Annotated in this window: 20 protein-coding genes; 9 read left to right on the forward strand and 11 right to left on the reverse strand. The window is 73.3% G+C overall.

Annotated elements, in window-relative coordinates; genetic code table 11:
• Positions 1 to 140 precede the first annotated feature (140 nt).
• From ABZU69_RS00230 to ABZU69_RS00240, 3 genes are all read right to left on the reverse strand, one after another.
• Positions 141 to 1418 carry a hypothetical protein gene (locus ABZU69_RS00230; RefSeq protein WP_354962218.1) on the reverse strand — a complete coding sequence of 426 codons (1278 nt, stop codon included), beginning with the start codon at positions 1416 to 1418 and terminating at the stop codon, positions 141 to 143.
• Positions 1419 to 1708: 290 nt separating this feature from the next.
• Positions 1709 to 2581, reverse strand: a complete 873-nt coding sequence (locus ABZU69_RS00235; RefSeq protein ID WP_354962219.1) for a DUF2726 domain-containing protein — start codon at positions 2579 to 2581, stop codon at positions 1709 to 1711.
• Between the two features lie 108 nt (positions 2582 to 2689).
• Positions 2690 to 3562: a phytanoyl-CoA dioxygenase family protein gene (locus ABZU69_RS00240; protein ID WP_354962220.1), complete on the reverse strand. Its 873-nt coding sequence runs from the start codon at positions 3560 to 3562 to the stop codon at positions 2690 to 2692.
• Positions 3563 to 3743: 181 nt separating this feature from the next.
• On the opposite strand from ABZU69_RS00240, the gene ABZU69_RS00245 reads away from it, so the two are divergent.
• From ABZU69_RS00245 to ABZU69_RS00260, 4 genes are read left to right on the forward strand one after another with little or no spacing between them, the layout of a single operon-like run.
• On the forward strand, positions 3744 to 4103 hold the full coding sequence (locus tag ABZU69_RS00245) for an Asp23/Gls24 family envelope stress response protein (protein WP_354962221.1): 360 nt from the start codon (positions 3744 to 3746) through the stop codon (positions 4101 to 4103).
• Position 4104: 1 nt separating this feature from the next.
• Positions 4105 to 4629: a DUF6286 domain-containing protein gene (locus ABZU69_RS00250; RefSeq protein ID WP_354962222.1), complete on the forward strand. Its 525-nt coding sequence runs from the start codon at positions 4105 to 4107 to the stop codon at positions 4627 to 4629.
• Positions 4626 to 5207: a hypothetical protein gene (locus ABZU69_RS00255; protein ID WP_354962223.1), complete on the forward strand. Its 582-nt coding sequence runs from the start codon at positions 4626 to 4628 to the stop codon at positions 5205 to 5207. The genes ABZU69_RS00250 and ABZU69_RS00255 overlap by 4 nt, the downstream gene beginning before the upstream one ends.
• Before the next feature lie 60 nt (positions 5208 to 5267).
• A complete protein-coding gene (locus ABZU69_RS00260) occupies positions 5268 to 5993 on the forward strand; it encodes a helical backbone metal receptor (RefSeq protein ID WP_354962576.1) in 726 nt (241 codons plus the stop codon).
• Positions 5994 to 6005: 12 nt separating this feature from the next.
• On the opposite strand, the gene ABZU69_RS00265 is transcribed toward ABZU69_RS00260, so the two are convergent.
• A complete protein-coding gene (locus tag ABZU69_RS00265) occupies positions 6006 to 6950 on the reverse strand; it encodes a TerC/Alx family metal homeostasis membrane protein (RefSeq protein WP_354962225.1) in 945 nt (314 codons plus the stop codon).
• Between the two features lie 135 nt (positions 6951 to 7085).
• Positions 7086 to 7619 (reverse strand): CBS domain-containing protein, encoded by a 534-nt coding sequence (locus ABZU69_RS00270; protein ID WP_354962226.1) that lies wholly within the window; start codon positions 7617 to 7619, stop codon positions 7086 to 7088.
• A 190-nt stretch (positions 7620 to 7809) separates the two neighbouring features.
• On the opposite strand from ABZU69_RS00270, the gene ABZU69_RS00275 reads away from it, so the two are divergent.
• Entirely contained in the window at positions 7810 to 8367 is a 558-nt protein-coding gene (locus ABZU69_RS00275) for a hypothetical protein (RefSeq protein ID WP_354962227.1), read from the forward strand.
• Positions 8368 to 8565: 198 nt separating this feature from the next.
• On the forward strand, positions 8566 to 8958 hold the full coding sequence (locus ABZU69_RS00280; RefSeq protein WP_354962228.1) for an FKBP-type peptidyl-prolyl cis-trans isomerase: 393 nt from the start codon (positions 8566 to 8568) through the stop codon (positions 8956 to 8958).
• Between the two features lie 63 nt (positions 8959 to 9021).
• Here ABZU69_RS00280 and ABZU69_RS00285 read toward each other — a convergent pair whose 3' ends face one another.
• The gene (locus tag ABZU69_RS00285; RefSeq protein WP_354962229.1) at positions 9022 to 9408 is read right to left on the reverse strand and encodes an STAS domain-containing protein; all 387 of its coding nucleotides are present in this window, start codon (positions 9406 to 9408) and stop codon (positions 9022 to 9024) included.
• A 274-nt stretch (positions 9409 to 9682) separates the two neighbouring features.
• Here ABZU69_RS00285 and ABZU69_RS00290 point away from each other — a divergent pair, with 274 nt between their 5' ends.
• Positions 9683 to 10699: an SMP-30/gluconolactonase/LRE family protein gene (locus ABZU69_RS00290; RefSeq protein ID WP_354962230.1), complete on the forward strand. Its 1017-nt coding sequence runs from the start codon at positions 9683 to 9685 to the stop codon at positions 10697 to 10699.
• A 123-nt stretch (positions 10700 to 10822) separates the two neighbouring features.
• Here ABZU69_RS00290 and ABZU69_RS00295 read toward each other — a convergent pair whose 3' ends face one another.
• A complete protein-coding gene (locus ABZU69_RS00295) occupies positions 10823 to 12082 on the reverse strand; it encodes an Ig-like domain-containing protein (RefSeq protein WP_354962231.1) in 1260 nt (419 codons plus the stop codon).
• A gap of 647 nt (positions 12083 to 12729) precedes the next feature.
• Between ABZU69_RS00295 and ABZU69_RS00300 the strand changes: the two genes are divergently transcribed.
• Complete coding sequence (locus ABZU69_RS00300) at positions 12730 to 13686, forward strand: sugar phosphate isomerase/epimerase (protein WP_354962232.1); 957 nt, start codon at positions 12730 to 12732, stop codon at positions 13684 to 13686.
• Positions 13687 to 13709: 23 nt separating this feature from the next.
• Positions 13710 to 15812: a PQQ-dependent sugar dehydrogenase gene (locus ABZU69_RS00305; RefSeq protein ID WP_354962233.1), complete on the forward strand. Its 2103-nt coding sequence runs from the start codon at positions 13710 to 13712 to the stop codon at positions 15810 to 15812.
• 46 nt (positions 15813 to 15858) lie between these two features.
• Here ABZU69_RS00305 and ABZU69_RS00310 read toward each other — a convergent pair whose 3' ends face one another.
• The 4 genes from ABZU69_RS00310 to pdhA form a co-directional block, all read right to left on the reverse strand.
• Positions 15859 to 17535, reverse strand: coding sequence for a right-handed parallel beta-helix repeat-containing protein (locus ABZU69_RS00310; RefSeq protein ID WP_354962234.1), 1677 nt, complete (start codon positions 17533 to 17535; stop codon positions 15859 to 15861).
• Positions 17536 to 17662: 127 nt separating this feature from the next.
• Positions 17663 to 19048: a dihydrolipoamide acetyltransferase family protein gene (locus ABZU69_RS00315; RefSeq protein ID WP_354962235.1), complete on the reverse strand. Its 1386-nt coding sequence runs from the start codon at positions 19046 to 19048 to the stop codon at positions 17663 to 17665.
• The gene (locus ABZU69_RS00320; protein WP_354962577.1) at positions 19045 to 20061 is read right to left on the reverse strand and encodes an alpha-ketoacid dehydrogenase subunit beta; all 1017 of its coding nucleotides are present in this window, start codon (positions 20059 to 20061) and stop codon (positions 19045 to 19047) included. Before ABZU69_RS00320 ends, ABZU69_RS00315 begins: the two co-directional genes overlap by 4 nt.
• A complete protein-coding gene (gene pdhA / locus ABZU69_RS00325; protein WP_354962236.1) occupies positions 20058 to 21224 on the reverse strand; it encodes a pyruvate dehydrogenase (acetyl-transferring) E1 component subunit alpha in 1167 nt (388 codons plus the stop codon). Before pdhA ends, ABZU69_RS00320 begins: the two co-directional genes overlap by 4 nt.
• Positions 21225 to 21275: the final 51 nt, after the last annotated feature.

Genomic DNA, 21275 nt, shown 5'->3' on the forward strand with positions numbered 1-21275 from the left:
GACGGGGTCTCGCCGGCAACGGCGTGGCCCCGTCAGATTTTTCGCCGGCCTCCTCGCCCGGAAAGACACGCGGCGGCCGGTCACCTGGGCTGTCCGCCCCGGTGACCGGCCGCCGTTGGTCGGCTCGATCTGTTTCCGACTCAGTTGACCTCGATACGCACCGCATCGAACGCCGGGGTCTGGTTGGCCCTCTCCATCATCGGCAGACGGTGCGAGCCGTCACCGGCCCATACGGCGCACTGCGCGGTGCCCGTCTCGGGCAGACCCGGGATCTGGATGGTCACCTCGTCCGGCTGGGCACTACCGCGCCCGTCCTCGGTGGCGACGAAGAACGCGGGCACCTCCTGCGGCTCCGGCGGAGTGGTGAGGCTGTCCAGCATCCGGCAGGCGGTGTGGAAGTGTCCACGGACCAGGCCCTGGTCGTTGAGCAGCGAGCTCTCCACGTAGTACCCGCCCTGGCCGGCGGCCAGGAAGCGGTCCCGGATCAGGTTGCGGGTGCTGACCCGCAGGGTGAAGGCCTGGTTCTGGCCGACCTGGTCGGGGAACTGGGTGATCAGCAGCGAGGGGTTGTTGGCGGCCGCGCCGACCTCACCGAACTCGGTGCTCACGCAGCGGTTGCCGGTCTGGAAGCCGTCGTGCGGCTGGAGCTGGCTCTCGTCGCAGTTGTTGGCCAGCACGCCGAGCCCGGCGCCGGGAGCGTTGCCGCCGCCGTTGTCACCGCCGCCGTTGTCACCACCGCCGTTGTCACCGCCGCCATTGTTGCCACCGCCACTGTCACCGCCGCCGTTGTCGCCACCACCGCTGTTGCCGGTCGGCTGCACCTGGCATTCGGCGAGCTGCGCCAGACCCTGCGGGCGTGGCCCGACACGGTCGATGGCGGTCGTGATGCGGCTCAGCACCGCGCGCCGCTTGGCCGCCAGCGGCTGCAGGATCGCGTTGCGGATGAAGGCTTCGCCCTTGCTGCCCTCGGCGGCCAGCCGGCGGTCGGCCTCGGCGATCTGGGTCTGCAACTGGGCGAGGTTGCGGTCCACCTCGGCCCGGGCCCGGTCCGGCACCTGCGGCAGCTTGGCCGTCACGTCCGGGCAGGCGATGGCCGAGCCGCTGCCGACCGTGCCGTCCTTGCCGTCCTCACACTCGGGCACCGACTGCTGCCCGTCACCCCAGTGGTTACGCACCCAGCGACCGTTCTGCCACGTCCGGGTGGTTGAGCCGCCGCCATTCGGCGCGGTGGCGCCCGGGCTCGGCTGCACACACTGTCCAGAGGCCGGCCGGGGATTGTTCGGCCGCCGGTCCTGGGCCGACGAAATCTGGGTCACGGCGACTACTCCGCCGAAGACCACGAGCGTGCCGACAACGGCCAGCAGACGCTTGCTCCGCGCGTTGCCGGATGACCGGCGCGCCCGTGTGGACCTGCGCATCGAATTGCTCTCCTTCTCGATCCGGTAGTGGATTCCTGCCCTCGGCGGACCGACGGATGTGAGATGGCACGCCACGGCGACGACCACCGCGACCTACCCGGTGACGTGTCGATGGCCGACGATGCCCTTTCCGCACCGTCTCCCGCGTCCCGTCGACGCGGATGGGAGATCCTCTTCATTCGCGCAGGAGTACGGGACGGTGCGCGGGAAGGTTCAACCGACGCACAGGAAATTGCCGGATCTGGCGCGAGCCGTGCGGGAAGGGCCGACCGGATGCGGTGGGTGACGGATCAGTCGACGCAGAGGTGGTCGAACGCGAAACCGCCCACCAGTTCATGCCGGCGCCGGCTCAGCGCGACGATCTCCGCGGTGAGCTCGACGCGCGGCAGCAGGTCCGGGTCGACGGGTCCGGCGGCGCGCAGCCGTTCCCCGACGGCGACCGTGGCGAGGTCCTCGGCCAACCGGGCCGCGTCGACACCGCAGGAAAAGCGCTGTTCGGTCACCGACACCCGCTCGACCAGGCACGCGTCCGGGCGCACCTGCACCCAGCTCCACCCCTGGGCCGGGCCGTCCGCCCAGCTCACGTGCAGCCCCCGCACGATCGGGTCGGCCAGCCGCCGGGCGACGTACGCCTCGACCGCCGCCGCACGGGTCAGCGCGCCAAGGTCGTTGACCGGCCCGGTCCGGCCGTCCGGCAGCCGGCCGAGAATGTCCCGGAAGCCTACCGGGTTCAACTCGTCCCCGGCGCCGCCCGCCGCGTAGTCCCGCGCGTCGATCACGTACTCCACCAGGCGTCGGCCGTGCTCCGCCGCACGCAGGGTTGGCGAGCCGATCCGCAGCACGGGCAGCCCGACCGCCGCGCTCACCGCGTCCTTGAGTCGCTCGGCCCGCTGCTCCGCGGAGCCGGCGGCCGGGACCGGGCCGATCTCCACGGCGACGACCGGCCGGCCGGTGTCGGCGGCGCACACCACGAGGTCGAAGCCGGCCCGGCTGGCCGAACTCCACTGGCTGCCGGTGACACCGGGCGGACGCCCCTGGACCAGTTCGCTGAGCCGGCGCGCCGGGTACACCCGGTGACCGGCGCGGGTGAGCAGCGCGTCCTGCTCACCGTCGGCGGGCAACGCCCGCAGCCAGCCACGGTCGTCGCTGACGGTGCTCGTCATCTGCCTGATCCATCCGCCGGTCGGTCGAGCCGCGCCGAGTCTAGGCGGTCGATCATGGTGCGCGCCTCGGCGGTGCGGCCGGGACCGCCCGGCCGGCCGGACCGGCGGTTACTCGGCAGCGCCCATCACCAGACCCTCGATGGTGTGCTTCTGCCGGATCGGCTCCAGCCGGTCCACCACCGGGCAGGGCAGGTGCTCCCGGACCAACGCCGGCAGGCGCTTCCAGTAGCCGTGGGTGATGGCGATGTCGTGGTGGGCGGCGTTGCCCGCGCCGGGGGCGTCCACGCCGAGCACCAGCACCGGGCGGGCCGACCGGGAGACGTTCGGGGTGCCGCGGTGGATGGTCAGCGCCGACCGGGCGGAGATGTCCCCGCGCCGCGGGTACTTGCGCACGGCCCGCTGCTGGTAGCGGGGGTAGCGCTCCCGGGGCGGGAACATCTCGTGGTCGAAGTCGACGCCGTCGTCCCACTGTGTGCCGGGGGCGATCTCGAACGGCCCCATCTCCTCCACCGTGTCCACGGTGGTCAGGTTGAACGCCAGCGAGGTGAGCCGCCGCTGCCGCCGGGTGTCCTCCGGCATCGGGAAGTCCCGGTGCCAGGGCTGCATCGCCGCCCCGGGGAAGGGGATGTCGAAACCCAGTTCGACGATCTCGCACTCCGGGCCGAGCACCGCCCGGCAGACCGACACCACCCACGGGTGGCTGACCAGCTCGACGAAGCCGCGCAGTTGCTCCGGATGGATCTCCAGGTACCAGCGCTGCGGGCCGCGACCGACCGCGCCGTCGGCTCGGGAGCGCGCCTCCTCGAACGCGACGGCCACATCGTTGCCGACCTGCTCCGCCCAGGCCGGGTCGAAGGCGCCCCGGCAGGCGGTGATGCCGTCGCGGTAGAGGTCGCCGAGTGCCTCGACCGGCACCTCGTCGTCGCCGCCGGGCACGGGGTGGGCGGCGGGTGTCGCCGGGGGCGCCGGGGGAACACGCATGGGGTCTCCTCGGGACGGAAGCGAGCGTTACAACGTTGTAGAAGCGTGGTCAAGGACCGCCGGAGCGCGCCAGCGCCCGGACCAGTGCTGTGACCCGGATCACAGGCGAGCCCGGGTTCCAGGGTCACCGCAGGGTGTATCCAGCGGAGGGCACCGGTACCGGACCGGCCGGGAGGTCAGCATGTCGCGACAACAGTTCGGCGTCCTCGCCGGTAACGGCGCGGGCCGGCGGGAACACGGCACCGCCGGATCGGCGGACGTCGCACGGATCGCCGCCGACGCCGCCGGCCGGGTCCCTGGCGTGTCCGGCGCCCACCCGGCCACGGTCCGCGTGGACGAGCGGTCCGTGAGCCTCGACCTGCACCTGGTCACCTGGTACGGGCACAGCGTCCCCGCCGTCGCCGAGGCGGTCCGGGTGGCCGTCGCCGACCGGGTGGCGGCCGACACCGGGCTCACCGTGGCGGCGGTGACCGTCACGGTGGACGACCTGCTCGTCCCCGGCGTCGACGGCCCCCGGACCGGGTGGACGGCTGGAGGCTGACATGCGGACCGCCAACCGGGTCGCCTCGCTGCTGCTGGCCGTCGCGCTGCTGGCCGGCGGCACACTGCTGGCCGCGCAGGCGCTCCTGGTGGCCCTGGATCGCCCGGCGCCGCTGGGCACGGGGACCGGCTGGTACGAGACGCTGACCAGCACCCGCTGGCGCGACCCGGGCGTCCGCGCGGTGGCCGGCGGGGCCGTGCTGCTCGGCCTGGCCGTCCTGGCCGCCCAGTTGCGACGCTGGGCGCCGGTCCGTCTGCGCGTCGACGAGCGGGACGGCTGGTACCTGCACCGCCGCTGTGTGGAACGCCGGCTGGCCGACGCGGCGGGCACCGTGCCGGGCGTACGCCGGGCCCGGGTCCGGGTCCGCCGACGCGGCGCCGAGTGGCGGCCCCGGGTACGCGCCACCGGCGACCCGGCGGCCCGTGCCGAGGTGGAGTTCGCGGTGCACCAGGAGCTGCACCGCCTCGCCGCGCCACGCGCCGGCCGGATCGAGGTCCGGCTGCTCCCCCGCGGGCGGCCGGTATGACGGACGCCGCGCACCGACTGCTGTGGACCATCGTCGCGCTGCTGCTGGTGGCGGGCGGCTCAGCGGCGCTGGCGGTCAGCTTCGGTGTGCTGCCCGGCGCGTTCGGTGTGCTGCCCGGCCCGGACCCCGGCGCGGCGCTGCTCGGTGCCGGTCTCCTGAGCCGGTGGCGGCTGGCCACGCCGTGGACCACCCTGGCCGCGGCGGTCGCCGGGGCGCTGCTCGCCCTGACCGGTTACCAGCTGCTGGCCTGGGAGCTGCGCCGACCCGGCTCCGCGGTGCGGGGCACGCTGACTCACCCCGGGCGGCGCCCAGGTCGCACCCGACTGGCCGCCGACGTCCTCGTCCACGCACTGGAACGCGACCTGACCGGCGCCCCGGGAGTACGCCGTGCCCGGGTGGTGCTCACCGGCGCGCCGCCGCGACCCGACGTGTGGATCCGGGTGGACCTGACGGCCGACACCCCGACCGCCGGTGTACGCGAGCACGTCCGCGCGGCGGTCCGCCGGTTCGCGGCCACCGCCGGCTGCCAACCGGCGCACCTCGACGTGACCGCCCGGGTCGAGCCCGGACGACCCTGACCCGCGCCGCACCGGCCCGGCCGGCATGATCGGTACCGGATGACCGACGGAGGTGCGCGGGTGCGGGTGGTGTCGCTGGTGCCGTCACTGACCGAGGCGGTGGCGCTGACCCTGCCCGGTGCGCTGGTCGGGGCCACCGACTGGTGCAGCCACCCGGCCGGGCTGGACGTCGCCCGGGTCGGCGGCACCAAGTACCCGGACCTGGACCGGGTCCGCGCGCTGCGGCCGGACCTGGTGCTGCTGAACGTGGAGGAGAACCGCCGGGACGACGCGGAGGCGCTGCGGGCCGCCGGCGTGCCGGTGCGGGTCACCTATCCGCGTACCGTCCCGGGTGCGTTGACCGAGCTGGCCGAGCTGTTGGCCGAGCTGGGCGCGCCGGCGGAGCCGGCCTGGCTTCGGGCGGCCCGGCGGGCGTGGGCCGAGCCGCCCCGCCTGGAACCGGCCCGCCGGGCGGTGGTGCCGGTCTGGCGCCGGCCGTGGGTGGTGCTCGGCGGCGACACGTTCGCCGGCGACGCGCTGCACCGGCTCGGCGTGGTCAACGCGTACGACCAGCACGCCGAGCGTTATCCCCGTCCGAGTCTGGCCGAACTGCGCGACCAGCGGCCCGAGCTGGTGGTGCTGCCCGACGAGCCGTACCGGTTCACCGGCGGCGACGGGCCGGAGGCCTTTCCCGGCGTACCGTGCGCTCTGCTCTCCGGACGACACCTCACCTGGTACGGCCCGTCCCTCGCCGAGGCGCCCGCGCTGCTGGCCGACCAGTTGTCCCGTCCGGTGCTGAGCGGCTGAGGTCGAGCGGGGTCAGCCGGTGGCGCGGGCGCGCCGGGCGGCGATGAGGCTGGCCACGATGGAGGCCGCGAGGGTCAGCACCACCACCGTGAGGGTGAGCCAGACCGGCAGCTTGCCCACCGGCGTCTCGGCCAGGATCAGCTTCAGCCCCGCGAAGGCGAGCAGCAGCGCCAGCCCGTAGCGCAGGTAACCGAAGTGGCGCAGCAGGCCGGCGAGGCAGAAGTAGAGGCTGCGCAGCCCGAGCACGGCGAACGCGGTGGCCGTCCAGACCAGGAAGGTGTTCGTGGTGATAGCCAGGATCGCCGCCACCGAGTCGATGGCGAAGACCACGTCGGTGGCCTCGATGGCGACGAGTGTCACCAGCAGGACGGTCGCCATCCGCCGGCCGTCGACCCGGGCGGTGAACCGGTCGCCGTGGTACCGAGGGTCGGTGGGGACCACCCGCCGGAACAGCCGGACCACCGGATTGCGCTCCGGGTCGACGTCCGGCTCCCCCCGCACCGCCAGCCGCCAGCCGGTCCAGATCAGGAAGGCGCCGAGCACGAACCCGGCCCAGGTGAGCCGGTCCAGCAGCTCGGCGCCGGCGAAGATGAAGAACAGCCGGAACGCGAGCGCCCCCACGACGCCCCAGAACAGCACCTTGTGCTGGTAGCCCGGCGGCACCCGGAAATAGCCGAAGAGCAGGGCGAAGACGAAGACGTTGTCCACCGAGAGCGCCTTCTCCAGCAGGTAGCCGGAGTAGTACGCGACCGCCGGGTCGCCGCCGAGGCCGAACCAGACGACCAGGCCGAACAGCAGGCCCGCGGCGATCCAGACGCCGCTCCAGACCAGCGCCTCCCGCAGCTCGATGACGTGGCTGTCCCGGTGCATGAGCACGTCCACCCCGAGCATTACGGCGATCACCGCGCCGACTGCCGCCCAGGCCCACAGCGGCACCGCGACCGTCGCCTCAGCCACCGGCGCCCCCCGCATCGACCCTGCGCACCGCCCGCCCGCACCGCCGGACGGCCGCTCCCGAGCCTAGGCGAGCGGCCGATCCCCCGGCGGCGCTCCGGCGAAGTCGGCACGCGCCAGCCGGGTTGGCGACGGTGCTCAGGCGACCGGCGTCACCTGCGCCGGATCGAAGGCGGTGTCGTCCGCCTCGTAGCCGATCGTGTTGGTCACCTGAACCACGCCGCTCACCTGGGCGGCGAGCCGCCCGGCGAGGTCGACTGCGGAGCGGCGGTCCAGCCGTCCGGCCAGGGTGACCTCGCCGTGGCGGACCTCGACGGTGACCAGGCCGTCCCGCACGGCGAGCACCCGGCGGAGCACCTCCTGCACCACGTCCTCGCGGATCTCGGCGTCCGAGCGCAGATGCACCCGCAGCAGGTCGGCGCGACTGACGATCCCGTCACGTCGGCGACGGCTCTCGAAGACCCGCCGCTGCGCCGGCTCGCCAGCGCGCTCGATCCGGTGCAGCAGGTCGGCCTCGGACACCACGCCCAGCACCCGGCGGAACCCGTCGACCACCGGCACCGCGCTGACCCCGTGACGCACCAGCACGTCCACGATCTCCCGGTACGGGGTCTCGGCCACCACGGTCGCGACCTCCCGGGTCATCACGTCACCCACCTGCCAGGTCCTCATCACGGCCTCCCTCTCGTCGTCCACCTCGGACGTTACGGCCGGACACCCGCCGCGGTCAGGGCCTCCGGGCCACGCCGCAGGGGTCGAAGGTCCCGAGCGGTTGCGGGTCCGTCGGCCCTGCCGGCGACGGCACGACCGGCGTCCAATGGAGATGCCACCGGGGAAGCGCGGTGCGAAGCAGAGAAGGGACGTGGAGACCATGGCCGCGACGATCGAGCGGATCAGCGCCGAGACCACCGCTCCGACGGCGGGCACCCCCCGCGAGAGCGCCGTCCGGTACATCCTGGCCGGCATCCGGCTGGCGCTCGGCTGGATCTTCCTCTGGGCGTTCGTCGACAAGCTGTTCGGCCTCGGGTTGGCCACCGAGTCGAAGAACGCCTGGATCAACGGAGGCAGCCCGACCAAGGGTTTCCTCACCTTCGGGGTCGCCGGTCCCTTCAAGGACGTCTACGCCGGGATCGCCGGGGCCGCCTGGGCGGACTGGCTGTTCATGGCCGGCCTCGCGGGGATCGGCGTCGCCCTGCTGCTCGGCATCGGCATGCGGGTCGCCGCCGTGGCCGGCGGGCTCCTCCTGGTGCTGATGTGGACCGCCGTCCTGCCTCCGGAGAACAACCCCTTCATTGACGACCACCTGATCTACGCCGCGGTGCTGGCGGTGCTGGCGCTGGTCAACGCCGGTGACACCTGGGGCCTCGGCCGGGTCTGGGCGCGGCAGCCGATCGTCCGGCGGATGCGCTGGCTCCGCTGATCCACACCGCACCATCCCCACGGCGGGCGTCACCACCGGTGACGCCCGCCGAGTCGTGCGGTCCGCCCGGCACCCGATGGATCATGGATCCGCCGGGTGTCGCCACGCCGTTGGCGGGTCCGCCGCACATCGGTGGGGTGCGATCCGGCAGGATCGACGGTGACCGGACACATCACCCAAATGGCAGGAGTTCCACGCATGAACCAGGCAGCAGGCGCCCGATCGGGCAAGCCCGAGGTGGGTCCGATCGAGGGTGCGCCGCCGGCCGACCTCGTGATCGAGGACGTCACCGTGGGCGAGGGCCCGCAGGCCCAGCCGGGCCAGCTGGCCAGCGTGCACTACGTCGGCGTGTCGCACTCCACCGGTGGCGAGTTCGACTCGTCCTGGAACCGGGGCGAGGCGTTCGAGTTCCCGCTCGGCGGCGGCCAGGTCATCGCCGGCTGGGACCAGGGCGTTGTCGGCATGCGCGTCGGCGGCCGGCGCCGCCTCACCATCCCGCCACACCTGGGGTACGGCGACCGCGGCGCGGCCGGCGCCATCAAGCCGGGCGAGACGCTGGTCTTCGTCGTCGACCTGCTCGGCGTGCGCTGATCGGTCCTTCAGGGGGGTCGCCGGTTCGGCCGGCGGCCCCCGCCGCCGGGCGGAGGGCGATGGTCAGGCGGCCAGCACCAGGTGCGCGGCCTCGACCTCCGGGCGACGCGCGGCCTCGACCACTCGGGCCGGCTCCAGGATCGGCATCACCCGGTGCAGGGCGGTGGCGCGCAGCACCCGGGCCACCACCGGGGTCGGATCGACCAGGACCAGCTGGCCGCCACGGGCCCGGACCCGCAGATGCGCGGCGAGCAGCGCGCGCACCCCCGCGGCGGAGAGCAGTCGCAGCTCGGACAGGTCCAGCTGGAGCACCGGGCGGGCCGGTGCGGCCCACAGGGCGGAGCGGAACGCGGCCACCGTGGCGATGTCGACCTCGCCGGTCACCCGCACCAGGACCACCTGATCACCCACGCTGACCTGCACGTCGAACCGGTCGCTGCCCTCACCCATGCCCAGAAATCTAGCCCCCACCCCCGACAGTTTCGCCCCTCCACGGAGTGATTCCGGGTACGTCCAGGGTCAGACCCCGAGGCCACCCCGATCCCCCTTACGGCGGAGGCCAGGGGTCCCCCCGGCCCCGCGCCCGACACGACGGGCAACATCGGCCTCGCCGCTCGACGCACGCGCCGACCACCGGGAGCCGGACGCCGTCTGCTCGACCTCCCCCGCGCCGCGCCGCGGTGGTGAGCCGGCCCGGCCGGCATCGGCGGTGGAGAATGGACCGATGCTGATCCCCCGGCCCCGGCCACCCCGGCTCATCCGGCCCGTCCGCGAGCAGGCCACCGTCCCTCCCCCGCTCACCGGGGCCTGGGCGGCCACCGACCGCCGGCTCGACCAGGTCGACCTCCTGCCCCTGCCCGACGGTGCCGTCGGTCCGGAGGACGTGCTGGTCGACCCGACCGGCCGGGTGATCAGTGGGGACGAGGACGGCCGACTCTGGTGGTGGCCGGCCGACGCGCCGCCCGGCACCCGACCCCGCCTGCTGGCCGAGACCGGCGGCCGGCCGCTCGGCATCGAGCTGGACCGGTCCGGTGCGGCGCTGATCGTCTGCGACGCGTACCGGGGGTTGCTGCGGGTCACGCCCGACGGAGCGGTACGCGAGCTGACCGGCACCGCGCCCCCGGTGCACCTGGCCAACAACGCGACGGTGGCCCGCGACGGCACCATCTTCTTCACCGACTCCTCCGACCGGTTCCCGGTCTCACACTGGAAGCGGGACCTGCTGGAGCACCGCCCCAACGGCCGGGTGCTCGCGCACGACCCGGCCAGCGGGCGCACCGAGGTCGTGGCCGAGGGGCTGTACTTCCCCAACGGCATCGCACTGACCCCCGACGAGTCGGCGCTGATGCTGGTGGAGACCACCACCCACCGGCTGCTCCGCGTCGAGCTGGGCGGCGGGGTGCGGGTGCTCGCCGACCTGCCCGCCTATCCGGACAATCTCTCCGCGGTGGGCGACGGAACGTACTGGATCGCGCTGCCCAGCCCGCGGGTGCCGATCGCCGAGCGGCTGCTGCCGCACCCGCGACTGCGCCAGCTCGCCGCCCTGCTGCCCGATGCGATGCAGCCGCAGCCGCGCCGCTACGGGCTGGTCGCGCTGGTCGACGGCGCGGGCACGGTCCGCCGGACGCTGCACGGCCCGACCGGGCACTACTGGATGATCACCGGGGTACGCCAGCACGGCGACCAGCTCTGGCTGGGCAGCCTGATCGGGCCCGGGGTGGCACGGGTACCGCTGGCCTGAACGCCCGGGCCGGCATCGTCCCCGGTGCCGGCACCCGCCGGCGACGTGTCCCCGGGGTTCCCGCACCGGGTCCGGGTCGGCCCGCCGCAATGGCGGGCCGACCCGGGGGCCGTCGGCGGTGTGTCAGCGGCCGCTGACCGAGGGCGCGGGTGCGGGTGACCCGCCGGCCACCGCTCCCGGGTGCGCCGGGGGCACTGGCGCCGGCCGCAGCCCGGGCGGCACCGGCAGGGCGCTGCCCCGGACGAACTCGTCCCAGCTCACGTTCCACGCCGTCCAGCCGTTGCCGGCCTGCAACTGCACCTCGGTGCCCTTCACGGTGACCAGGTCACCGACCTGGGTCACTCCCATCAACCAGTCCGCCGCGGTGGCGGCGACGTTCGTGCACCCGTGCGAGACGTTGGTGCTGCCCTGGTCGCCCTCCGACCAGGGGGCCGAGTGGATGAACTCGCCGCCCCAGGTGAGTCGCTGGGCGTCATCGACGTCGACCACGTAGCCGCCGTCCGGCTCACCCCGGGTGTCGAACGTGGTCCGCTCGTGCTTCTCCATGATCACCATCTTGCCGCTCGAGGTGGGTGTACTCGCCTTGCCCAGGCTGACCGGGATCCGGCGGACCTGCTTGCCGTCGCGCAACACGGTCATCTGCTTGGTGTCGTTGTCGATCTCCAGCGCGACCTGCCGTCCGATCTTCGAGGTCGCGGTCCGCTCGGCGTCGCCGACCCGGTCCTTGCCGATCGGCAGGCCCTGCAGACCGGCCCGGACGCTGATCGTCGTCCCCGGACGCCAGAAATCGGGCGCCCGGTAATAGGCCTGAGTCCCGTCCTCCAGCCACGACCAGGCACCGGGCTGCGGCGGATTGGTCTTCACGAACAACCGTCGCTGCACGTCCGCTCTGGCCTCTTTCGGAATTCCCGGGTCGAACGCCACGGTTACCGGCATCGCCGTGCCGTACGTCCGGTTGCCGACGAAATAGAGCGTGCTGGTGATCTGCGGTTTGGTGGATTTGGCCATCGTGCTGAACGTGGTGGTTCGGGTCGTCGTGGCGCCCGAGTCGCCGGTCGCGGTCACCTCGGCGGTGTACGTCCGCTTCGGTTGCAACGGCGCGCTCGGCACCCAGCCGGAGCCGTCCTCACGGGGCTCGGCCGCGATCTGCTTCCCCTTGTCGTCCGTGAGCCGCACACCGGTGACCCGTCCGCCCTTGACCACGGTGCCCACCTCGGCGCTGACCGGCACCTCCCGCGCCTTGTCGCCCGGCGTCACCGTGAGCTCCGGCGGAGCGGCGTGCCGCTTGCCCGACGCGTCCCGATCCGCGGTGCACCCTCCCACAACCAGTGGTACGGCTGCGATGGTTACCGCCAACAGCGTCAATCGCCGCCTCAACGTCATGTTTCAGTCCCCCCGTTTTCGGCTTCCCTCCGCCATATTCTCGCCGCCTCGATCGGCGTGCCCATCCCATTCGGAAATAATCGGCGGCCCATTTATCGGCGCATTTTCCGGCGCTGAGCCAATTGGCGAAACAAAGGCATGACCGGCCCGGTCTGAGCGACACCGACCGACTCCGGCCGACCCGACCCGGGTCGTCCCGTCCGACCCCGACCACCACGATCTTGCACGTTCTGCCATCGTTGCGCGGGCTTTCGTCCCTGACCCGACGGGCAGGGATCCGGCCGTACGGCACCCGACTGCGCCGGGGTGGCGTCGGCGCAGGGAGGACGAGGTCAGGGCAGGTGACGCATCACGAGGATGGACTTTTGTCGCCTGGAGCGAAACTTCTGCTGATCGAGACGAAGCTTTGCCTTCGTCCGGAGGCAAGGGTAAGGTCGCGAATCAGATAGAAGGTTGCCCATTCGTCGATCGCCTCGCCGCCACCCGCCGGGTCGCCGTGTTCTGCTCCCGACAGGTCCGGGCCGCACCCGCGCGCCGTCCGTCATCGTCCCGCCGGATCCCCGATCCGGCCGGTTCGGCGCGCCCGGAGGCGGCAGCCGGTCGACCTCCGCCGACGGCGTGCCAGCCGTCAGGAAGGGACCACCACCATGGATCAACAGACCAACGGACCGGAGTCGGCACCGGCCTCCGAGCCGGTCAGCCGGCGGGGCCTGCTCCGCGCCGCGACCGTCTCCGCCGCCGCCCTCGGCACCGCCGGCCTGCTCGCCGGCCCGGCCGCCGCCACGCCGGCCGGACATACCCACGGTCGGCGCCGGGTGCCGGTGGACCGGATCAGCATCCAGCTCTACACGGTGCGCGACCAACTCGCCGCCGACCTGCCCGGCACCCTGACCGCACTGCGGCGGATCGGCTACCGGCGAGTGGAGCACGCCGGCTTCGTCGGGCGTACCGCGGCGCAGTTCCGGGCCGCGCTGGACGAGGCGGGGCTGCGGTCCACCTCCGGGCACACCGGCATCCCGCAGCCGTTCGACGCCGCCACCTGGGAACGCGCCCTCGCGGACGCGAACATCCTGGGCTGCAAGAAGATCGTCCACCCGTACTTCGGTCGCGACCCAGAGGGGCGCCCGATCCGGGACCCCGCCGTCTACCGTGCCCTCGCCCGGGATCTGAACCAGGCCGGCCGGCTCGCCGAGCGCGCCGGGCTGGACTTCGGCTACCACAACCACCAACTGGAGTTCGTGCCGCTGACCGACGGGTCGACCGGCTTCGACATCCTCACCCGGCAGACGGACCCGCGACTGGTCCACTTCGAACTCGACCTCTACTGGACCTGGCGGGGCGCACACGACCCGGTCGACGTGATCCGGGCCAACCGCGGCCGGATCCGCCAGGTGCACGTCAAGGACCTCGACGTCGAGGGTGGCTTCGCCGACCTCGGCGACGGCGTCATCGACTTCGGACGGATCTTCGCCCACGAACGGGAGGCGGGCATCGAGGAGTACATCGTGGAACGCGACGACGCGGGCACCCCGCCGCGCGCGCCCGCCGACGCCCTGGACACCGCCCGGGTCGGCTTCGACTATCTCGCCTCACTCCGGTACTGACGACCACCTCGGGGGACGACCTGATGAACAGGACCGCATTCGTGTCCGCCCTGCTGCTGGTGACGGCCGGCCTGGCCGCGCCACCGGCGGCCGCCGCGCCCGCGCCGGCCGCGGCGCCACCGGACAGCAGCTTCCAGAAGGTGACACTGAACGACTTCCCGGGCGAGCCGATGAGCCTCGCCGTCCTGCCCGACCTGCGGGTGCTGCACACCTCCCGCACCGGCGAGGTCCGCATCCACGACCCGCGCACCGGGCTGAACACCCTCGCCGCCGACATCCCGGTGTACGAGCACGATGAGGAGGGGCTGCAGGGGGTCGCCATCGACCCGAACTTCGCCCAGAACAAATGGGTCTACCTCTACTACTCGCCGCCGCTGAACACCCCGGTGGACGACCCGGCCACCCCCGACGTCAACGAGGGGGACGCGCCGCTGGTCGGCACCGAGGCGGACTGGCAGCGGTTCCGGGGGGCACTGCGGCTGTCCCGGTTCAAGCTGGACGGGATGAAGCTGAACCTCGGCACCGAGCAGCAGATCATCGACGTGCCCACCGACCGGGGCATCTGCTGCCACGTCGGCGGTCAGATCGACTTCGACAGCAAGGGCAACCTGTACCTGTCGACCGGTGACGACACGAACCCGTTCTTCTCCGACGGTTACATCCCGATCGACGAGCGGGCCGACCGGAACCCGGCGTTCGACGCCCAGCGCACCTCGGCCAACACGAACGACCTGCGCGGCAAGCTGCTGCGCATCCGGGTGCAACCCGGCGGCGGCTACAAGGTGCCGGCCGGCAACCTGTTCAAGCCGGGTACGGCACAGACCCGCCCGGAGATCTACGCGATGGGGCTGCGCAACGCGTTCCGGTTCGCCGTCGACCGGCGCACCGATGACGTCTACCTGGGCGACTACTCCCCGGACGCGTCCTCGTCCAACCCGGGGCGCGGGCCCGCCGGACACGGCCGGTGGATGCTCATCGACAAGCCGGCGAACTACGGCTGGCCGTACTGCGTGACACCGGACATCGCGTACCGCGACTACGACTTCGCCACCGGCGAGTCCGGTTCGACGTTCAACTGCAAGCGCCCGGTCAACGACTCACCCCACAACACCGGGAAGCGGCAGCTGCCGCCGGTCGAGCAGCCACAGGTCTGGTACCCGTCCGCCGCCGCCGGGGAGTTCCCGCAGCTGGGCACCGGCGGCATCGGCCCGATGGGCGGCCCGGCGTACGACTACGACGGAACCAGCACCTCGCGGACCCGGTGGCCGGCCTACTACGACGGTGTGCCGCTGTTCTACGAGTGGACCCGGGACTACATCAAGGAGTTCCGCCTCGACTCCGACGGCGACGTGAAGGACATCCGGCCGGTGGTGCCGTCGCTGGTGGTGGACAACCCGATGGACATGGAGTTCGGCCCGGACGGCGCGCTCTACGTGCTGGAGTACGGCGACGGCTACTTCGCCGAGAACCCGGACGCCCAGCTGTCCCGGATCGACTTCGTCCGGGGCAACCGGACGCCGATCCCGAAGATCAGCGCGGACCCGACCGCCGGTCAGGCGCCGCTGACCGTGACCTTCTCCAGCGCGGGCACCACCGACCCGGACGGTGACGCGCTGCGTTACGCGTGGGACTTCAACGCGGACGGCTCGGTGGACAGCACCGAGGCGAATCCGGCCTGGACCTTCCAGGAGAACGGCGCGTACACCCCCACGCTGAAGGTCACCGACCGCACCGGACGCTCCGCCGCGGCGACCCTGCCGCTGCTGGTCGGGCCGCGCGCGCCGATCGTCGAGTTCGTCGCCCCGGTGGCCGGGCAACCCTTCCAGTTCGGGCAAACGGTCGCGTACCAGGTGAAGGTCACCGATGACCTGCCGGTGGACTGCTCCCGGGTGAAGGTCACCTACGTCCTCGGCCATGACGAGCACGGGCACCCGCTCTCCTCGGCGACGGGGTGCTCCGGCACCATCGCCACCTTCGTCGACGGTGGGCACGGCGGTGCTGACAACCTCACCGCAGTCTTCGTGGCGGAGTACACCGACGCGCCGACCGAGCCGGGCGTACCGCCGCAGACCGGCACGGCGACGGTCGTGCTGGATCCCGACCCGGTGGCCGGTCTGGCCGGCTGACCGGTCCTGACGACGGCGGCGGCCGGTGCACTCCGGCCGCCGCCGCTCAGCCCCAGTCGCTGTCGTCGTGGTTGTCGCGCCAGCGGCCGCCCACCGGCGGGGTGTCCAGCCGCAGCCCCTCGTCGGCGTTGCCGCCGAGGTCGTTCCCCTCGACCCGGCAGTCGACGCAGCTGCCCCGCTCGGTGATCCACAACCCGTTGGTCTGGGTCCGGCTCTCACGGTTGTCCCAGATCCGGTTGCCCCGGATCGTCGCCGAGTCGCACGCCGCGTCGATGGTGATGCCGGCCCGCCGCGCGGGCGCCGGGGACAGCTCGTACCGGCAGCCCGGCGGCGGGATGTCCCCGCTCCATGCGCTCAAGGCGTCGGGGCGGACCGGGGCGAGGGTGAGCTCGTCGCCGGTGTTCGAGGCGACCAGCGCCACGGATCGTCCGACCCGCAGCACCTTGCCCCGGTGCCCGTCGTGCGGCCAGTCGGCCGCCCGGTCCACCAGGGACCGCTCGCTGTAGCGGACCGTCTCGCCAGCACCGCCGGCCGCCTGCGCGAACTGCCGGCCGTTGTTGCGGATCCGGTTGTTGAGCAGTACCGCGTCGACCATCGGATGGTCGACCCGGACCGCGTCCAGTCCATTGCCCCAGAACTCGTTGCTCTCGATCACCACGTCCCGTGCCGGGCCCTGGTAACCGCGCCCGAGGTCGTGCCCGTGGTAGCCGTTCCGGCCGTTGTCGCTGATCCGGTTGCCCCGGATGGTGTAGGGGCCAGAGGTGTTGCCGATGCTGATCCCGTCGCCGATGTTGCCGTCGATGACGCAGTCGGTGAGCAGCCCACCCCGACCGGCCACGCCCGCGGTGCCCTCGGCCGAGACGTCGAAGCCGGCCTCCAGGTTGTCGGCCATCGTGCACGCGGAGACGATCAGCCCGTCCGCGCCCCAGTCGGAGATGCCGAACCGGTTGCCCTGACTGTGGCAGCCGATGATGCGGTACCCCCGGGGCGGGGACCAGTAGTCCTTCTGGAGTTCCAGGAAGATCCCGTTGGTGCCGTTGGCCAGGGTGGTGGAGTTGACGATGGTCAGCCGTTCCACCGCGCCCCAGCCGCCGATGCCCACGCCGATTCCCGCGCCGCCGATCTGCTCGCCGTTGTCCAGCCGGCCACAGCCGACCACCACCACACCGTCGATCAGGCTGTCCTGCAGGAAGTCGCACCCCAGCCCGGTGGCCGCGGTGTGGTGGATGTAGAGGTTGCGGAAGACACCGCGCACCACGTACTGGAGGCCGAGGCCCTTGGCCAGGTAGTTGTACTCGGCCATCGCCACCCCGGAGCCGTCGATCTCGAAGTCGGCGAAGGTGCAGTCGGCGATGTGCCGGTCCCGGCCCGCGCCGTGCTGCAGGACGGTCCAGTACGCCAACGGGGTCGGGTCGACCCGGTTGCACTCGTTGCTGAGCAGGAACCGGGTCGCCGCCGGCCCGGCCCCGACCAGCGAGACGCCGCTGCGCCACACCGTGCCGGCGTCCCGGATCGAGTAGATGCCCGGTGGGCAGTAGATGACGCGGGCCCGCCCGTCCGCCGCGTAGCCGTCGCCGAGCCGGTCCACGAGGGCAGCCAGCGCCGGCTGGTCGTTGGTTCGGCCGTCGCCGCACAGCCCGTACTCCCGCGCGTCGCAGTGCAGCGGCGCGCCGGCCGAGGCGGGCCGTCGCTCCCGGAACGCGTTGGGTACCTGGTACGCCACGAACCGGCTCCCTTCGACGCGGCGGTGCACTCCGCGGGGCCGACTTCCCGGTGACACGTTGGGGAAACCCCGGGCGTGCGCCGGCCCCGGCGCCGCACGGGCAGCGCCGGGGCCGGGGTACGCCGGGTCAGACGGCGGCGATCAGCAGCGCCGGCCGCTCCACGCAGTCGGCGACGTGCCGCAGGAAGCCACCGGCCACCCCACCGTCGCAGACCCGGTGGTCGAAGGTGAGGCTGAGCTGGGTCACCTTGCGCACGGCGAGCTGCCCGTCCACCACCCACGGCTTGTCCACGATCCGCCCCACGCCGAGCAGTGCCGCCTCGGGATGGTTGATGATCGGCGTGGAGCCGTCCACGCCGAACACCCCGTAGTTGTTCAGGGTGAAGGTGCCACCGGTCAGCCGGGCCGACGCAAGGGTGCCCGCCCGCGCCGCCGCGGTGGTGGCCGCGAGTTCCGCGGCCAGCTCGGCGGTGGTGAGCCGCTGGGCGTCGCGCAGCACCGGCACCAGAAGGCCCCGGTCGGTCTGCGCGGCGATGCCCAGGTGCACCCCGGCGGACTGGACGATCCGCTGGGCCTCGGTGTCGACCCGGGCGTTGAGCTGCGGGAACCTGCGCAGCCCGGAGAGGCAGATCCGGGCCAGCAGGGCCAGGATGCTCACCGGCGCGTCCGGCGTCGCCGCGTTGATCGCGGCCCGGGTCTCCAGCAGCCCGGTGGCGTCCACGTCGACCCAGATGGTCACCTCGGGGATCTCCCGCCGGCTGCGGGAGAGCTTGTCGGCGATCGCCTTGCGGACGCCGGTGAGCGGGACGATCACATCGCCGTCGCCGCCCGGGATCACCGTCGCGTGCGCGTCCGGCACGGCCGCCAGCCGGGGGGCGGGCGCGGCCAGCGCCGCCTCCACGTCCGCGCGACGGATCACCCCGCCGGGCCCGGTGCCCCGCACCGTGCCCAGGTCGATCCCGCGCTCGCGGGCCAGCCGCCGGACGATCGGTGAGATGACCAGGGCGGCCGGGGCGGTCGTGCCGGCCGGGGCGCCGCCGGAGGACGCCTCGGTGCGGCCCGCCGGGCTGCCCGCGGCGGCCGGACCGGAGACATCGCCGGACGCGACGTCGGTGGGCTCGGGGGCCAGCGCCAGCCGGGGTCGGCGTCGGCGTCGGGTCGTCCCGCCGTGCCCGGTGCCGTACCCGATCAGCACGTTGCCGGAACCCGCGCGCTCCTCCTCGCGGTAGGTGGCGTGCCCGGCCGGCTCGGCACCGCCGTCCAGGGGCGCGATAGTGATCAACGGCTGGCCGACCGGACGGACCTCACCCGCCGCGCCGTGCAGGGTGACCACCCGCCCGGCGTACGGGCAGGGCACGTCGACGACCGCCTTGGCGGTCTCCACCTCGACCACGCTCTGGTCGACCGTGACCACGTCGCCGACCGCGACCCGCCACTCGACGATCTCCGCCTCGCTCAGCCCCTCGCCCAGGTCGGGCAGGAGGAAGACCTGCGTCCGCTCGACCGTGGTCATGCCGCGCTGCCCTGCATCGACCAGCGCGGGTCCGGCTGGTCGTCCCACTGCAACCGGGCCACCGCGTCGAGCACCCGGTCCACCCCGGGCAGGTGGGTGTGCTCCAGCATCGGCGCCGGGTACGGGATGTCCAGCCCGGCCACCCGCAGCACCGGGGCGTGCAGCGCGTGGAAGCAGCGCTCCTGCACCCGGGCGGCGATCTCCGCGCCGACGCCGGCGAACCCGGGCGCCTCCTGGATCACCACGCACCGGCCGGTGCGCCGGACGGAGGCGGTGATCGTGGCGTCGTCGAACGGCACGATGGTGCGCACGTCCACCACCTCCAGGTCCCAGCCCTCCTCGCGGGCGGCGTCGGCGGCCTCCAGCGCGACCGGCACCGCCGGCCCGTACGCCACCAGGGTGGCGTCGCGCCCGGGCCGGCGCACGACCGCCCGGCCGAACGGTTCGGTACGCGCCGGCAGCTCCGCGTCGGCGCTGGCGAAGTAGAGCTTCTTGGGCTCCATGAAGACCACCGGGTCCGGGTCCTCGATCGCCTCCCGCAACAGGGAGTACGCGTCCTGCACGGTCGCCGGGGTGACGACCTTCAGACCCGGGGTGTGCGCGTAGTACGCCTCGGACGAGTCGCAGTGGTGCTCCACCCCGCCGATCCCGCCGGCGTACGGCACCCGGATGACGATCGGCACGCTCAGCGCGCCCCTGGTGCGGTTGCGCAGCTTCGCCACGTGCGAGGCGATCTGCTCGAAGGCCGGGTACGCGAACGCGTCGAACTGCATCTCGACCACCGGCCGCAACCCGGACATGGCCAGGCCGACGGCGAAGCCGACGATGCCGGCCTCGGCGAGGGGGGTGTCGAAGCAGCGCTTCTCGCCGAACCGGGCCTGCAGGCCGTCGGTGATCCGGAAGACGCCGCCGAGCTGGCCGACGTCCTCACCGAAGACGACCACCCGCTCGTCGGCGGCGAGGGCGTCGGCGAGCGCGGTGTTGAGGGCCTTCGCCATGGTGGTGGCCATCAGGCGTCACCCTCCTCGTCGTGCGCGGCGGCCAGCTCGGCGCGGACCTGCTCGCGCTGCTCCAGCAGCTGCGGGGTGGGCTCGGCGTAGACGTGGTCGAAGAGGCTCAGCGGGTCGACCGCGGGCTGCTCGTTCATCCGGGTCCGCAGGTCCGCCGCGTACGCCTCGGCCTGCTCGGCGATCTCGGCGACCGCCGCGTCGTCGAGCACCCCGCGCGAGCGCAGGTAGGTCTCCAGCCGGGTGACCGGGTCCCGGTCCCGCCAGGCGTCGACCTCGGCGCCGTCACGGTAGCGGGTCGCGTCGTCGGCGTTGGTGTGCGGCTCCATCCGGTAGGTGTGCGCCTCCACCAGGAACGGCCCCTTGCCGGCGCGGGCGTGCTCCACCGCGCGGGTGAGCACGGCGAGCACCGCGACCGGGTCGTTGCCGTCGACCTGCTCGCTGGGCACGCCGTAACCGACGCCCTTGTAGGCCAGCGACGGCGCCGCGGTCTGCCGGGACAGCGGGACGCTGATCGCGTACCGGTTGTTCTGGACGAAGTAGACCACCGGCGCCTTGAACACGGCGGCGAAGTTGATCCCCTCGTGGAAGTCACCCTCGCTGGTCGCGCCGTCGCCGATGAAGGCCAGCGCCACCGTGTCGCGCCCCTGGTACACCTCGCCGTGCGCCAGCCCGGCAGCGTGCACGCACTGGGTGGCGAGTGGCGTGCACTGCGGTGCGGTCCGCATCGCGGCCGGGTCGTAGCCGCAGTGCCAGTCGCCGCGCAGCAGGGTGAGCACCTCGACCGGGTCGATGCCCCGGGCGACCAGTGCCATCGACTCGCGGTAGGTGGGGAACACCCAGTCGGTGTGCCGGACCGCGAGCACCGCGGCGACCTGGCACGCCTCCTGTCCCCGGGAGGACGGGTAGACGGCGAGCCGGCCCTGCTTGGTCAGCGCCGTCGCCTGGGTGTCGAACCGGCGGCCGAGCACCATCCGGCGGTACAGCTCACGCAGCGCCTCGACGGGCGGCTCCGGGTAGTCGGTGCGGGCGGGCAGCGGGGTGCCGCTCGGGTCGAGCAGGCGGACGGGCTCGGCGTCGGGCAGCAGCGGGCGCGCCGGGTCGGGCGGGGTGGCCGCCCGACGGGTGCGCGGGGATGCCCTGCGGACCGCCTGGGGAGTGGTCGTCACGGCGGAACCTCCTGGGACGTGTGGTGGGCCTATGCTTCCGCCTGTCGGATG

Origin of the sequence: Micromonospora sp. NPDC005206 (assembly GCF_040608175.1) — a bacterium.
In the GTDB taxonomy this organism is placed as follows: Bacteria; Actinomycetota; Actinomycetes; order Mycobacteriales; family Micromonosporaceae; genus Micromonospora.